The organism is Flavobacterium sp. ACN2 (assembly GCF_002303885.1).
Taxonomy (GTDB): Bacteria; Bacteroidota; Bacteroidia; order Flavobacteriales; family Flavobacteriaceae; genus Flavobacterium.
In genome coordinates this window covers 57,414-72,553 of the sequence record NZ_MRCM01000004.1, presented here as the reverse complement: position 1 = coordinate 72,553, position 15,140 = coordinate 57,414, and the positions used below count along the sequence as shown (strand labels likewise).

The 15,140-nt window shown below is 33.3% G+C and carries 16 protein-coding genes; 7 read left to right on the top strand and 9 right to left on the bottom strand.

What is annotated here, in order from left to right:
• The first annotated feature begins 21 nt into the window (after positions 1–21).
• From BSF41_RS05830 to BSF41_RS05820, 3 genes are all read left to right on the top strand, one after another.
• A complete protein-coding gene (locus BSF41_RS05830; protein ID WP_095928582.1) occupies positions 22–786 on the top strand; it encodes an alpha/beta fold hydrolase in 765 nt (254 codons plus the stop codon).
• A 44-nt stretch (positions 787–830) separates the two neighbouring features.
• On the top strand, positions 831–1,451 hold the full coding sequence (gene yihA, locus BSF41_RS05825; RefSeq protein ID WP_095928581.1) for a ribosome biogenesis GTP-binding protein YihA/YsxC: 621 nt from the start codon (positions 831–833) through the stop codon (positions 1,449–1,451).
• Between the two features lie 190 nt (positions 1,452–1,641).
• Positions 1,642–2,271, top strand: coding sequence for a hypothetical protein (locus tag BSF41_RS05820; protein WP_095928580.1), 630 nt, complete (start codon positions 1,642–1,644; stop codon positions 2,269–2,271).
• Between the two features lie 52 nt (positions 2,272–2,323).
• On the opposite strand, the gene BSF41_RS23595 is transcribed toward BSF41_RS05820, so the two are convergent.
• The 3 genes from BSF41_RS23595 to gldB form a co-directional block, all read right to left on the bottom strand.
• Positions 2,324–2,980 carry a hypothetical protein gene (locus tag BSF41_RS23595; RefSeq protein ID WP_141248120.1) on the bottom strand — a complete coding sequence of 219 codons (657 nt, stop codon included), beginning with the start codon at positions 2,978–2,980 and terminating at the stop codon, positions 2,324–2,326.
• A gap of 98 nt (positions 2,981–3,078) precedes the next feature.
• Positions 3,079–3,411, bottom strand: coding sequence for a gliding motility protein GldC (gene gldC / locus BSF41_RS05810; protein ID WP_172426852.1), 333 nt, complete (start codon positions 3,409–3,411; stop codon positions 3,079–3,081).
• Positions 3,411–4,367, bottom strand: coding sequence for a gliding motility lipoprotein GldB (gene gldB / locus BSF41_RS05805; RefSeq protein WP_095928578.1), 957 nt, complete (start codon positions 4,365–4,367; stop codon positions 3,411–3,413). The genes gldC and gldB overlap by 1 nt, the downstream gene beginning before the upstream one ends.
• A gap of 99 nt (positions 4,368–4,466) precedes the next feature.
• On the opposite strand from gldB, the gene nadE reads away from it, so the two are divergent.
• A complete protein-coding gene (nadE, locus tag BSF41_RS05800; RefSeq protein WP_095928577.1) occupies positions 4,467–5,273 on the top strand; it encodes an NAD(+) synthase in 807 nt (268 codons plus the stop codon).
• 92 nt (positions 5,274–5,365) lie between these two features.
• A complete protein-coding gene (locus BSF41_RS05795; protein WP_008467169.1) occupies positions 5,366–5,995 on the top strand; it encodes a response regulator transcription factor in 630 nt (209 codons plus the stop codon).
• Positions 5,996–6,084: 89 nt separating this feature from the next.
• Here the strand turns inward: BSF41_RS05795 and dnaG are convergent, their stop codons facing one another.
• The 5 genes from dnaG to BSF41_RS05770 all read right to left on the bottom strand — a co-directional run bounded on the left by dnaG (position 6,085) and on the right by BSF41_RS05770 (position 11,884).
• Positions 6,085–8,157, bottom strand: coding sequence for a DNA primase (gene dnaG, locus BSF41_RS05790; protein WP_095928576.1), 2,073 nt, complete (start codon positions 8,155–8,157; stop codon positions 6,085–6,087).
• Positions 8,158–8,286: 129 nt separating this feature from the next.
• Positions 8,287–9,378: a hypothetical protein gene (locus BSF41_RS05785; protein ID WP_095928575.1), complete on the bottom strand. Its 1,092-nt coding sequence runs from the start codon at positions 9,376–9,378 to the stop codon at positions 8,287–8,289.
• A 36-nt stretch (positions 9,379–9,414) separates the two neighbouring features.
• Complete coding sequence (locus BSF41_RS05780) at positions 9,415–10,158, bottom strand: hypothetical protein (RefSeq protein ID WP_095928574.1); 744 nt, start codon at positions 10,156–10,158, stop codon at positions 9,415–9,417.
• Complete coding sequence (locus tag BSF41_RS05775; RefSeq protein WP_095928573.1) at positions 10,145–10,705, bottom strand: RNA polymerase sigma factor; 561 nt, start codon at positions 10,703–10,705, stop codon at positions 10,145–10,147. The genes BSF41_RS05780 and BSF41_RS05775 overlap by 14 nt, the downstream gene beginning before the upstream one ends.
• 201 nt (positions 10,706–10,906) lie before the next feature.
• Positions 10,907–11,884, bottom strand: coding sequence for a polyprenyl synthetase family protein (locus tag BSF41_RS05770; RefSeq protein ID WP_095928572.1), 978 nt, complete (start codon positions 11,882–11,884; stop codon positions 10,907–10,909).
• Between the two features lie 161 nt (positions 11,885–12,045).
• On the opposite strand from BSF41_RS05770, the gene BSF41_RS05765 reads away from it, so the two are divergent.
• The gene (locus tag BSF41_RS05765) at positions 12,046–12,906 is read left to right on the top strand and encodes a hypothetical protein (RefSeq protein ID WP_095928571.1); all 861 of its coding nucleotides are present in this window, start codon (positions 12,046–12,048) and stop codon (positions 12,904–12,906) included.
• Positions 12,907–13,058: 152 nt separating this feature from the next.
• Here the strand turns inward: BSF41_RS05765 and rlmN are convergent, their stop codons facing one another.
• Positions 13,059–14,102 (bottom strand): 23S rRNA (adenine(2503)-C(2))-methyltransferase RlmN, encoded by a 1,044-nt coding sequence (gene rlmN / locus BSF41_RS05760; protein ID WP_095928570.1) that lies wholly within the window; start codon positions 14,100–14,102, stop codon positions 13,059–13,061.
• 374 nt (positions 14,103–14,476) lie between these two features.
• On the opposite strand from rlmN, the gene BSF41_RS05755 reads away from it, so the two are divergent.
• Positions 14,477–15,037, top strand: a complete 561-nt coding sequence (locus BSF41_RS05755) for a YceI family protein (protein WP_095928569.1) — start codon at positions 14,477–14,479, stop codon at positions 15,035–15,037.
• Positions 15,038–15,140: the final 103 nt, after the last annotated feature.

Genomic DNA, 15,140 nt, shown 5'->3' with positions numbered 1-15,140 from the left:
TTGAAATTGGCATTAGATTAGATGGACAAACACTATAAAAAAGAAGGCAAATACAGCTATTTCGAAGCTGGAGAAGGAACTCCGATCGTTATTCTGCATGGTTTAATGGGAGGTCTAAGTAACTTTGATGGTGTAGCACAATATTTCCCAACGAAAGGATATAAAGTTGTTATCCCAGATTTGCCAATATACACCCAAAGCATTTTAAAAACGAACGTAAAAAGTTTTGCGAAATACGTAAAAGACTTTATCACTTACAAAGGGTTTGACAAAGTTATTCTTCTAGGAAATTCTCTTGGAGGGCATATTGCTTTGTACCATACAAAACTTTATCCTGAGAAAGTTGCCGGACTTGTAATTACTGGAAGTTCTGGACTTTACGAAAGCGCAATGGGAGATAGCTATCCAAGAAGAGGCGATTACGAATACATCAAAACAAAAGCTGAAGCTGTATTTTATGACCCAAAAATTGCAACTCCCGATTTGATTGATGAAGTTTACGCTACAGCTAATGACCGCATCAAATTAATCAAAACTTTAACCATTGCAAAGAGTGCCATTCGCCATAATATGGCTAAAGATTTGCCAAAAATGGACGTTGAAACTTGTATTATTTGGGGTCGAAATGACTCTGTAACTCCTCCAAATGTAGCTGAAGAATTTGATAAATTGTTACCAAATTCAACTTTATACTGGATTGACAAATGCGGACACGCAGCGATGATGGAACACCCTCAGGAATTTAATGAAATTCTTGAAAAATGGCTTACTGAAAAGAATTTTTAGCCGTCAAAATTTATTTTTTTTAGGAGGTTTTAAAACGAAAGAACATGAAAATTAACACCGCCGAATTTATTGTCAGCAATTCTGATGCATCAAAATGTCCAAAGGATTTTTTGCCAGAATATGCTTTTATAGGAAGATCAAACGTAGGTAAGTCATCTTTGATTAATATGCTTACCAACAATAAAAACTTAGCCAAAACATCTGGAAAACCAGGAAAAACACAATTAATAAATCATTTCAAAATCAATAACAATTGGTTTTTGGTCGATTTGCCTGGTTATGGTTACGCTAAAGTTTCTAAGAAAACAAAATCAGTTTTTCAGCAATTTATTACTGATTATTTTGAAAACAGAGAACAACTGGTTTGTGCTTTTGTTTTAATTGACATTCGCCACGAAGCTCAAAAAATAGATATCGAATTTATGTCTTATATGGGCGAAAGCGAAATTCCGTTCTGCATTATTTTTACTAAAGCAGATAAAATTAGCAAAACGAAAATAGATTCTCATATTGCAGCTTACAAAAAACAGATGTTTGCCAACAACTGGGCCGAAATGCCTCAATATTTTGTAACCTCATCTACAGAATCTACCGGAAAAGAAGAACTATTATCTTATATAGATGAAGTGAATCAAGAAGTTTTTAAAAACAACTCGGAGTTTTAAAATTTAAATTCCAATTTTTTGAAATTCCAAATTTCAAACTTTACAAACTCACAATATTAAAATCCCAAATTCCAAGTTTACATTGGAATTTGGGATTTTTATTTTTGAAAGTAAAACCTTAAAAATAAATCGTTTTTTATAGTCTGAAAACTATCTTTTAAACTACATTTGACACAACCAAAAATAGTTTATGAAGAACGCAAAACCATTCTTTTTTATTTTCTTGACTCTGATCCTGGCATCTTGCAAAACGCCAACTTATATGTTTACATCTGGACCAAGATCCGGTGTTAATTTTACCTCAGGAAGATGGTTGATGAATGAATTAGATTGTCCAAAAAAATCCAAAGACAAATTAACTGAAGAATCTTTAGCGTTTTTTAAAAAGAATTTGGGAGACCGTTTGTTTTATATAAATGATGTTAACGGACTATTAATTAGCCGAAAGATTCATTTAAATCCTAATAAAACCAAACTAAAAGAATTAAAAGACGGAACCGGTTTTGATTTTTTTATCAATATCTCAACTACAAAACGCAAAAGTGATTTCTCATATATTGAACTCTATCAATCCGATGACGAAGTAGGAAAAAACGAAGCCGCCGTACTTGTTGAAATTTACGATCTAAACTCTCAAGAAATCATCTATTCTCAAAATGTGGTCGGCATTTCTCAAAAAACAAAAACCGAACCGATGTGGTCTACCGAAAAATCAAACAAGTTTATTGATAATGTAGAGTTCTATAAAACATCAGATAAATTAATGAAAGGAGCTTTAAAAAAGATATTCAAAGATCTAGACAAAAGATCTGTCAAATAAAAAGAAACAACAATCCCGAATCCCAATTGCAAACTTGGAATTTGGGATTTTTTTATTGGAATTTTTTCTTTGCTGTTCTTCTAAAGTTTAAAGCTTTCCATTCTTTATAAATCAAAAATTGATAAAGGATATAAAAGAGCGAATTGAAAAACCAGAAATCAAGCACAAACGGTTCTGTAAAAATTACCGATTCGGTATTTCCTGATAGAAAAATACCCGCACTACTTGTTACGTAGATAATTAACCCATTACAGAAATAGAAATAATTATGCTTATGGTTTTTTAAATTTGAAACAATAAAATAAACCGCATAACACAACAGCGGAATAGACGTTAGGGCTATTTCTACTAAATTAAATCCCCAATAAAGCGAAGGCTTGCTATAATATTGATATCCTAAAAAAAGCAGCACCGAAAAGAATACCATTATCATAACCTGCTTTAATTTCTGGTTTGAAAAACTTTTATAGAAAAAGAGATTAAGTGTGATAAACTGGAAATTAAAATAATAGTGTGAAAGGAAGAAATTAGAATTCGGATAAAGGAATCCGATGATATTGCAAAGCAATTCTACACAAAACAGCAGCACCAAATAAGTGGTTACAATACGATACAATACATCTCTGTTTTTGCACGTCATGTAAAACCGTATCGCATTGGCAAGTAAAAAAAACAACCCGACAAGGCTTACAAGAAAAGGAAATAGCATATAATTTGTTTTACTCAGACAATTTACAATAAAAAGCAAAAAATCCCAAACCCAATCTTTGAAATTGGAATTTGGGATTTTTTATATTGGAATTTCTATTACTTTGTAAGCTCCAGTTTTTCTGCAAAGTAGTCACAGAAATCTTTCATAGTGTCAGACATTTTTTCATCATCTGTTGCACGTTTAAAAGTATCAGCCATTGCAACTAAAGTCTGGTGGAAGAAAATCTTCATTTCATCTACCGGCATATCTTTTGTCCACAAATCAATACGCATTGTTTCTTTTACCTTACTGTCCCAAATAGACAGCATGATTGCTTTTGCTTCTTCAGCTTGAACTCCACCATCTTGTGCGCTCCATGTTAATTTTTCAGGAACACGGTTTTCGTCCAATTCTATATTAAATTTAATCTCTGAGTTTATATTTGCCATTATTTCTTAGGTTTATATTTTGATTTTTCGAAGATTTCTTTTGGCTCAAGCTTGAATAATTCAGCCAAAGTTACATCACTATTGTTTTTCATGTAAGAACGTACCATCTGCCAGCCAATCCAAGCTCCCACTCGTCCTGGAGAATCGTTATCTATTTCTAAAAAGAATTTAGAAAAAGGCGCTGGAGCTATAAATCGTGCTCTCAGCTTTGGGTCTTCGTTGTAAAGCATTTCATTTTCTATGAAATAACGCCACATATAGGCTTCGTTTTCTTCACACCATTTTATCTGCTCTGGAGTATATCCCATTTTTTCTGCATCTGTATATTCAGGAATCAGCAAATCTTTTGCGTAAAGCTGTTTCCCTTCAAAAACCATTTGAGCAACCAAACTCTTATCTATAGAATTTGGAATATTTCGATACGAAAAACTAGACACTACGTCTGGCATAATTTGTCTTTCTTCAAAGTTCTCTTTTAAGTAATTTGGAAACTCATAAAACTTATGGTTTTTACCTAAATACAATTCTAAAGCTACCACTACAAGACTGTCTGCGTAAATAGATTTTGCATTATAATCCATTTCTCCAATTACTGTAATTACCTTAGGAATTTTAGTTTTAGGAAAATAGTATTTTACATGCTGAAAAAGTTCATTAAACTCTTTGCGAACCGGCTCAAAATTGCTGTACTTTTTCTGAACTTCTGTATAAACTTCTCTCCAGATCGGATCGTTCATTTTCTGAACCCAAACGTTATCATCATTACCAGGAAAGAAAAACGGATACTGTTTTTTTACTTTCGCAAGATCTTGCGGTTTGGTTTCAAAAAACACCTTATCAAATCGTTCTACTTTAATATCAACAGGAATTTCTTCTACTTCTTTTTCAACCTTACTTTTTTGATTGCAAGACAAAAAAAACAGGCATAGAACCACTGCAAAGCGATATATTTTCATTTTATTTTAATTAGATTTGTGTTATCAGAATTTTAAGTAGTTGCATACTCAAAATAATTCTGCAAATATACATCCCTGCATCTTAAAACTTAAACTATTATGGCTAAAAAAAGCACAATTCAGACAGAAAAAGTAAATACGCACATTGTAGAGTGGTTAAAAAATTACGCTGCTAATGCAAAAGTAAATGGTTTTGTAATTGGAATCTCAGGAGGTGTAGATTCTGCAGTAACTTCTACTTTATGCGCACAGACAGGACTGAATGTTTTATGTGTAGAAATGCCTATTCATCAGGCAGAAAGTCAAGTTTCGAGAGGAAGAGAGCATATTGAACAGCTTAAAAAACGCTTCCCGAATGTTTCTGACGTTAAGACCGATTTGACCCAAACTTTTGAATCTTTTAAAAGCGCAGTGCCATCTACTGAAGATGTAGCAAAAGTTAATTTAGCTTTAGCAAACACACGTGCACGCATTAGAATGACTTCTTTGTATTATTTAGCAGGAATTCATGGTTTACTTGTAGCCGGAACAGGAAACAAAGTGGAAGATTTTGGCGTAGGTTTTTACACCAAATACGGAGATGGTGGCGTAGATTTAAGTCCGATTGCCGACTTAATGAAATCTGATGTATATGCTTTAGGAGAATTTTTGCAAATTCCACAATCTATTTTAACAGCCGCACCTACCGATGGATTATTTGGAGACAATCGTACAGATGAAGATCAATTAGGTGCAAGTTATGACGAATTAGAATGGGCGATGTTAGCCGCGGAGTCAGGAAAAACGGCATCTGACTTCGAAGGGAGAGAAAAATCTGTCTTTGAAATCTATAAACGATTAAACACCAGCAACAAGCATAAAATGGATCCAATTCCTGTTTGTTTAATCCCAAAAACGTTAAAATAATACATTTTAACATTCTCTGCGAGTTATTACAGAATTTATTTATTAATTTTACCATTCCAAAAACATGAACAATTCTAAAAAAGGTAAAAATTATGATTAAAGTATGTCTAGCAGACAATCATCCTGTGACGCACTTTGGCGTTAAGTCTTATTTTAAAGACCACGATCAAATTTCAATTGTTGCCAACGTAGGCAATTTTTCAATGGTTAGAGATATTCTTCAAACGAAGGAGATCGACATTTTAATTCTAGATTTAGAGTTAGAAGGTCTTTCAAGCATCTTTGAAATTAAATCTATCTTAAAAAATTTCCCAAAAACAAAAATTGTTATTTTCAGTGATCTTGCTGAGCAAATGTACGCTCCAAACGCAATTAAAGCAGGAGTTTCTGGGTATGTACACAAAACAGAAAAACTTGAAACATTAGGTCATTCTATTATTAAAGTACACGAAGGAAAAATTATCATCAACGAAACAGTACGTAAAAACATGGCACTTATTGCTAAACAAAGCAAAAGTGAGCGTCTGTACAGAAAACTTTCTAACCGCGAAATCGAGGTTTTACGTTACTTAAGTGATGGTAAGAAAAACAATGAAATCTCTAAAATCTTAAATCTGAACGAAAAAACAATCAGTACTTACAAACTGAGATTATTAACAAAATTAAATGTTACTAATCTTGTTGACTTAGTGAACAAAGCTAAGACTTTAGAAATTATTTAATCAAGTCGAAAATCTTAGCCTTTTAAGAGAATCGAAAATTATAAAACTCTATCTATTTTGAATTATCAAATTAGATAGAGTTTTTTCTTTTAGTGATATGGCACTACTACTCGACCTAATTTTTTCGAAAAGTTATTCAGCAATTTAGAATAATCGATCACCATACTCAAAACTTCCGAATTATCTTCCTGAGGATCGGTTAAAAGAGAATTCTTTAATTCTGCTATAATTCCAGACACCAAATACCATCTCATAGAAAATATCGTATCTGAAACATTCTGTTCAATGGTTTCACTTTTATGTTTTGGGTAAATATTCTGCCCTTCCCAATTATGAATGGTTAATCTTTCATCTTCCATCAAAATATTGGTTACTTCCTGAGCAAAATCAGGTTCTAAATGCATCAAATATTTATCTAAACTAAATGTTTCATTCTGATTATAAAAATCAATGATGTTCGTGTAAATATTCTGAAACAAAATATTGGACAACTGCACCTCATCTTCTTGAAGACTTAGATATATTTTTTCGAATACCTTATATTGTCTTTTTTCGGAAACTTCTTTTACATTTCCCTCTTCATCTGCCCTCAAAAAAACATCTTCAAAATTTTCTACTACACTTCCGTACAATAGCAAAATCTCAATGACTTTTCTTTCGAAACCATATAAAATATCTACTTTTTGACTTTGTTCTTGCGGAAAATATCCTGGATCTCCTGGATAATCATAACCTTCGGGTGGGCCAGTTCTTGGATCTTCCGGATCTCCTCCTGAAAATGTACCTGCTTGCGGAGGCTGATTCCTAACTACCTCAAAAGGCTTTTGTTCCTGTTTCTGCTTTTTATTAGCGTCAGCTATATCTTTCTGAATCAGCTGCGCCAAAGTACTCGTCAAGACCTGCTCCGAAATATCCATGATTCGAGCACATTCCTGAATATAAACTTCACGCTGAATACGGTCTGGAATTTTAGAAATACTCGTAACCATATCACGAATCAGATCTGCCTTTTTTATTGGGTCATTCTTAGCTTCGCCCATTAAAATCGAAGCCTTAAATTGTATAAAATCTTTACTGTTGTTTTCTAGATAAGCGACTAAATCGTCATGAGAATTTTTACGCGCAAAACTGTCCGGATCTTCTCCCTGAGGAAAAGAACAAACACGAACATTCATACCTTCTTCCAAAATCAAATCAATTCCTCGAATGGCCGCTCGTAAACCAGCCGCATCTCCATCAAAAAGAACGGTGATATTTCGCGTTAGACGATTTATCAAACGAATCTGATCTGGCGTTAAAGCTGTTCCAGATGAAGCCACAACATTTTCTATTCCGGCTTGGCTAAACTGAATCACATCGGTATAACCTTCAACCAAGTAACAGTTATTTTGTTTGGCTATAGATTGTTTTGCATGGTAAATTCCGTAAAGGACTTTACTTTTATGGTAAATATCACTTTCAGGCGAATTGAGGTATTTTGCAGCTTTTTTATCATTCGTTAAAATACGTCCTCCAAAACCTAAAACACGACCCGACATACTTTGAATCGGGAACATTACACGCCCTTTAAATCGGTCAAATGGTCGATCTTCTCTCGGAATTGTCAAACCTGTACTTTCTAGAAATTCTAATTTATATCCTTTCCCTAAGGCTTCTTTCGTCAAAGCATCCCAAGTTTCTGGAGAATAACCTAGATTGAATTTTTTAATGGTTTCATTCGTAAATCCTCTTTCTTTAAAATACGATAAACCAATTGCTTTTCCTTCTTCAGAATTAACCAAAACATCCTGAAAATACTTGGCCGCAAATTCAGAAACCAAATACATACTTTCACGAAGATCGGTATTGGCTTTTTCTGCTTCAGTCTGCTCCGTTTCTTCAATTTCGATATTATATTTTTTAGCTAAATAACGAATGGCTTCTGGATAGGTAAATTGTGAATGTTCCATTAAGAATTTAACAGAATTTCCTCCTTTTCCGGTACTAAAATCTTTCCAGATCCCTTTTGCTGGAGAAACCATGAACGAAGGAGAGCGCTCGTCTGAGAACGGACTCAGCCCTTTAAAATTACTTCCTGCACGCTTCAAATTCACAAAATCGCCAATAACCTCCTCTACTCGAGCAGTTTCAAAAACAGAATCAATGGTGGTTTGTGAAATCAAAGTGTATTAAATTTTAGAAGTTGAGAGCTTGCAAAAATACGTAAATCTTGTTGGAATTTTAATCATTTTTAAAGCAAAAAAAGCATCCCTCACGAGATGCCCTTTTACTAACTAAACTTAATTTTCTTCTTAGTTGAAATCGAATCGAATACCTAACGAAATATTATTCTCATCGACAGCATTATTTTTAAATATTGGATTTAAATCATATTTCAAATACAAGCTTATTTCTTTGTAACCTATATAAGAACTCAATCCGTAAATGAAATTATTTACATTATAATCGCCCTTTGTTTTTTGCGTTGTCTTATAGTCGTTGTCTTCAAATTTTAAAATCTGTTTCGATTTTACATTGATTCCTGCATAACCTCCAAATCCCATTCGGAATCCTTTATGTGTTCTAAAATAAGATTTCCCGTCGTAGTTTCCGTCTTTCGAAAAATCAAATTCTAAATGAACTGGCGCCACTAAATACACATTTCTAAAACGAGATTCTTTTAAATGTATCGGATTTGTCACTAAATCTGTCTGGTCGCCATTTACAACAAAACTGCGATTATCTGTTGGTCTAAGATTATTATACATTAATGAAAGTCCGTATTTGGCGTGCAGCAAATTATTGTCATTCAAAATTCTGGAATTAAGAGTCAAACCCCATTCGTAAAAATGTGATCCGATAAAATCATAATTAGAATCCTGCAGTTTACCGTCGACCATTGTACTGTTTAAACCCATTGCAAACACAAATTGAGAAGTTGTTCTTTTAGATTCTCTCTTCACTTTATCATCTTGACCGTTGTACACCTTCATTGCTGGAATCTTTATTTCAGTTTCATGCTGTCTAATCGAATCGCTGCCTGTACCAATTAACAAAACCGTTCCTCTTTTTTCTTTATTATAATTCACTTTGCCATCGACTTTTTCCTGAACCAAATCTTGCAATTTCTCCTGTTCTACAGCCACTCGATTCTCGATATTACGCGCTCTTTTTTCTGCAAACTCTTTTTTCTTTTTTTCTGCTTCTTCCTTCGAAATTGTTCCTTCTACCAATTGATTGTTAACCTCATCGACTTCTTTCTTTAATGCCGCTTTCTCTTCATTGGTTATATTTTCGATATTAACGGCAATTGTTTTTGCTTTGTTTTCAAAAGTTTCTTGTCCTACCATTTTAGTAACAAACAGGAACACTAAGAGAAATAGATAAATTGTAAAATTTTTCATGATTACTTTTTTTGATTGATTGATTTGATTGATGATTTAATTTTTAACGTTTCGATTTTCAACAGCAACTTTAACGGTCTGGTAGCTTTTATTGATTTTTGCAATCATTTTTTCTCTAAAAGAAAGTTCCAGTTCACCGTCAACTTGATCTAATAAGTCGTTTGAGTTAATTTTGATTTTTGATTTTGATTTAACTGCATTTTCTGCTAAAATTTTAGTTTCAGCTTTTTCCAATAATTGATCGACATCATCTTGTTTAGACGTTTCGGCAATTAAAGTTGGATTGTTTGTTGATTGTTTTTCTTGATTGTTTTTGATGATTGAAGACTCCGCTATTTGATTGGATTCATTTTTAATGATTTTATTTGAAATTTGCTCCGAAGCTTCGGAATTGCTTTTTTTGTTTTTGTTTATTGTTTTTTCAGAAGTTTTTTCGGCAATTGCAATTTCCGTTTTTACTGAATCAGCAGTGTTTAAAACAGGTTTTGTTACCGATTCTTTTTCGGCTTCAGTTTCTTTTTCTACAACTACCGTTTCTGGCGTTTTAACTGCATTTTTATTTTGATTGAAATACAGCGTTCCAACCAATAGAAACCCGATGAAACTTGCTGCGATATACAGCCACTTTCTTTTTGATTTTTTTGAATTAAGCTTAACTGGTTCTTTTTCTTCTGCCACAGTCAGCATTGCATCCAATCGATCCCAGGCTTTGTTGCTTGGCTCAATTTCGCGTTGATTTAGTTTTTCACGGAAATCCTTTTCAAAATTATTCGGTTCCATTATCTTGTTTTTTTAAAATAGTAATTTGTGTTTGCAGCATTTTTCTAGCGTGCGATAATTGCGATTTCGATGTTCCTTCATTAATTCCTAACATCTTGGCAATTTCATTGTGTTTGTAACCTTCAATTGCATATAAATTGAAAACCATCTTATAGCCGTCGGGCAAAGCATCAATTAAATACTGAATCTGTTCTACGGTAAATTGGCTGTCGATTTCATTGAAGCCTTCTTCTACAAAAAATTCATCTTCGGCAAATTTTACCTTTTTCTGAACTCTTAAATACGAAATGCATTCGTTAACCATAATTCGGCGGATCCAACCTTCAAAACTTCCTTTGTGTTCAAACTTGCTTAAATTGGTGAACACTTTCATAAAAGCCGTTATCATTACATCTTCTGCCAATTGTATGTCTTTTATGTACTGACGACACACACTTAACATTTTAGAAGAAAACTTACTATAAATCTGTTGCTGCGCCTGACGATTGTTCTCGACAGCCAGCTTTATGATTTTGGTTTCTTCTTGATGTAACTGGATAATTTTCATTAATAAGCTTTTCGGTTTTTGGTTTTAGAAACAGACTTCTATTAGCATAGACGATTGTCGATTTGAAATGGTTGCATGGGCTTAAAAAAAAATCAAATTTTTAAATTCCAAATTCCAACATACAGCAATACACAACTGATTTACAACAAAGTAAACCAATTATTTAATTGACACATTTTCTGATTATCTAATTTAAAAAGATTATTTTTTTCTCTCAATAACGTAGTTGACCATCAAAGTCAAAGCGTCTTTGTACTCCGAATCTTCGAAGTTTTGAAGTAATGCAAGTGCTTCTTGCTGGAATTCGACCATTTTGTTTTCGGCGTAAGCCAAACCATTATTATTTTTTACAAAGGCAATAACTTCTTTTACGCGTTTTTTGTCTTTGTTGTGGTTTTTGATGGAGTTTATCAGCCACTTTTTTTCTTGCGGAGTACAAGTATTTAAAACGTGAATTAAAGGCAAAGTCATTTTTTGCTCTTTAATATCTATTCCTGTTGGTTTTCCAATGGCTTCTTCGCTGTAATCAAATAAATCATCTTTGATTTGAAATGCCATTCCGATCAATTCACCGAATTTGCGCATGTTTTCTACCTGAGAATCGTCTTCGATTACGGCTTTCGCGCCAAGCGCACAACAAGCAGCAATAAGCGTTGCTGTTTTTTTTCTGATGATTTCGTAATAAACATCTTCAGTAATATCAAGTCTTCTTGCTTTTTCAATTTGAAGCAATTCTCCTTCGCTCATTTCACGAACGGCTACAGAAATAATTCTCAATAAATCGAAATCGCCATTATCTATTGAAAGCAATAAACCTTTAGATAATAAATAATCTCCAACTAAAACGGCAATTTTATTTTTCCAAAGTGCATTAATTGAGAAAAATCCACGACGGCGGTTACTGTCGTCTACCACATCATCGTGTACCAAAGTTGCAGTATGAATAAGCTCAATTACCGAAGCTCCGCGATAGGTTCTTTCGTTTACAGTACCTCCAGAAACCATTTTTGCAGTAAGAAAAACAAACATCGGACGCATTTGTTTCCCTTTGCGGTTTACGATATAATAAGTGATTCGGTTAAGCAACGCAACCTTCGAAGTCATCGATTCATGGAACTTTTTCTCGAAAAGTTCCATCTCGGTAAAAATAGGCTGCTTTATTTGAGACGTAATATTCATTTAGATTCCAAATATACTATTTTAAATAAAAATACGTTGTTTATTTTAGGTTAGGATTTAAATATTTTATGTTTTAACCTGAAAAAAAACGCCAAAAATAGCTCTAACTAATACTGATTTGAATTCATTAAGTTAAAAGAAGAACCTAAAACCATTTTTTTATGAAAACAAAACTTTTATTAATTAGTACTTTTATTACTATGTCTTTTTTCATCAGCTGTAATTCTGATGAAAAAACAAATGACGGATCGGCAGCTGCGATTACCAACGACGAGATTGTAACCAACGCCAAAATCGATGCTTCTGTTGAGGATGTTACGGATATTGCCGAAGATCAATTTAGCTCTCAATTGAATGTAAATGCCAAACCAAACGGACCTATAAAAAAATATCTTCCTAGCTGTGCTACAATCACTACCGTTTTGACCAATAGCACTTGGACAAAAACAGTTGATTTTGGCGTGGAAGGCTGCACTCTTAATAACGGAAATACAGTAAAAGGTAAAATGGTTGTTTCTTTTTCAAACGATTTTACTTCTTCTACACAAACCATTAGCTACACTTTTGAGGGATTTTATCATAATGGTAAAAAAATTCAAGGAAGCAAAAGTATTGTGAGAACTATTAAAGAGACCAATTTATTGGTGACAGCACATCCTGTTTCTACAGCTTCTATAGATTTAACCATTACGTTTGATGATGGAAAAGTGTATACTAGAAAAGGAACGCTAACAAAAGAAATGACTTCTGGCTATGACACATGGTTTGATTGGGATGATAATGTGTTTGTGGTTACCGGAAGCGGTTCTACAACTTTCCCAAACGGAGATACTTTTTCGGCAGAAATTACAACTCCTCTAGAGTTTAATGCATCTTGCAGAAAATCTATTGCAGTAAAAGGAATTGTTTCTATAACTAAAAATGGCGCTACAGCAACTCTTGATTATGGTAGCGGAGAATGCGATACGCTTGTAAAAGTAACAAAAGACGGCGTTACTGAAGAAGTAGATTTGAAAAAATAAGCATCCTTTTTGTCCAGAAAAAAAGCATTAAAAACGAGAAATAATTCTTGTTTTTAATGCTTTTTAATTAACCAATCAAATGTCCCGATGGGACATATTCATCATTGTCAATATTTTTTTCTACCGACCAGATACTCTTACGGAGTATTTTTTTATGCTTCTTTATTGGCTAGTTGTCCGCAGGCTGCGTCGATATCTTTACCTCGGCTTCTTCTCACTTTTACCACTACTCCAATATTTTCTAACGCTTTTATGTAAGCCATAATCGATTCTTCTGAAGCTTGCTGGAATTCGCCATCATCAATTGGATTGTATTCAATCAAATTGACTTTACAAGGCACATATTTACAGAATTTAACCAATGCATCAACCGAAGCTTTATCATCGTTAATTCCTTTCCAAACTACATATTCGTACGAAATTTTACTTTTGGTTTTTCTATACCAATATTCTAAAGCTTCTCGTAAATCTTTTAAAGGGAAGTTTTTACTGAAAGGCATAATGCGAGCACGAGTTTCATCTATAGCAGAGTGCAGAGAAACTGCCAGCTTAAACTTCACATCATCATCGGCCATTTTTTTGATCATCTTCGGAATTCCTGAAGTCGAAACCATAATTCGTTTTGGAGACATTCCTAAACCTTCCTCTGAAGTAATCATGTCTATTGCTTTAATGACATTATTGTAATTCATTAAAGGTTCTCCCATTCCCATGAAAACAATATTAGAAAGCGGATGATTGTAATACAAACGGCTCTCTCTATCAATAGCTAGAACTTGATCATAAATTTCGCCAGGTTCTAGATTTCGCATTCTTTTTAATCGTGCTGTTGCACAGAAATTACAGTCTAAACTACAGCCCACTTGACTAGAAACACAAGCAGTAGTTCTAGTTTCTGTAGGAATTAAAACAGACTCTACTACAAGTCCGTCATGAAGCCTAACAGCATTTTTTACTGTTCCGTCACTACTTCTTTGCATTGTATCAACCTTAATATGATTAATAACAAAGCTATTTTCAAGCATAGACCTTGTAGCTTTTGCCACATTTGTCATGTCTTCAAAACTGTGAGCCCCTTTGCTCCATAACCATTCGTAAACCTGATTTCCGCGGAAAGCTTTATCTCCATTTTCAACAAAAAAATCGCGAAGCTGTTCTTTTGATAAGGCTCGTATGTCTTTTTTCTCCATTTGCATGCTGCAAAGTTAGTTTATTTCCAGTATTTTCTAAAACTTAAAGCACTTTCCCGCTTTTTTTATTGATTTCTTTCCAAAAAAATTGGGCTGAAAAAACAGTACGAGATGTTTTCGATCCAAACACACAATAAACTAATAGGCAATTACTTACATCTTGTTTTATTTCCTTTAAAGATAAAATCTTAGTGTTAATAGGCCATTCCTTCCTTTACTATAACAATTTAATAAAACTTTAGCCATGATTTTTATCATTTCGTTTTCTTCGCGCGCGCGATAATTTTGGTCTAAGAAATAAGGATAATTTTTTGATTCTGCATCCACTAACTGAATTTTAAAATTTCCTCATTTAAATGATTAACCTATACTTTATCAACATGAAAACAATTCAATCATTTTTACTGACCGTAATTTTTACAACAATAGCATTACAGGCAAATGCTCAAAAAAATTATAGTGTAGCTGCAAACTCAACCTTTGAAGTAGCAGGAACCTCTACAGTGCACGACTGGGTAATGAAATCTACAGAAGGAACTGGAATGGCCAACTTAATAGTTAAGGATTCTAAACTTGCTACGATAAATAGTTTAAGAATTTCAATATTGGCCGAAAGCTTAAAAAGCTATAAAGCGAGTATGGACAAAGTAGCTTACGAAGCTTTGGATACCGAAACACACAAGAATATTGAATACGTTTTAAAATCTGCTGAAAAGATAGATGATAACACTTGGAACTTAACAGGAGTTTACACGATTGCAGGAGTAAGCAAAGAATACAAAACCCAAGTAAAAGTAACCACTAGTAAAGGAAATATTATTCTGCAGGGTTCTAACCAAATTACTTTTGGAGATTTTGAAATGACACCTCCTAAAGCAGCTCTTGGAGTTGTTAAAGCAGGAAAAGATTTAACTGTAATCTTCAATATTATTTTAAGCTAAATCAAATCGACTTAATGTTAAAAATTGTCTCTCTTTTAAGATTTTTAATTTTTAGGAAAATGTTAAAAAATTACAATTTAATAAAAATCAATACTCTTTTTTG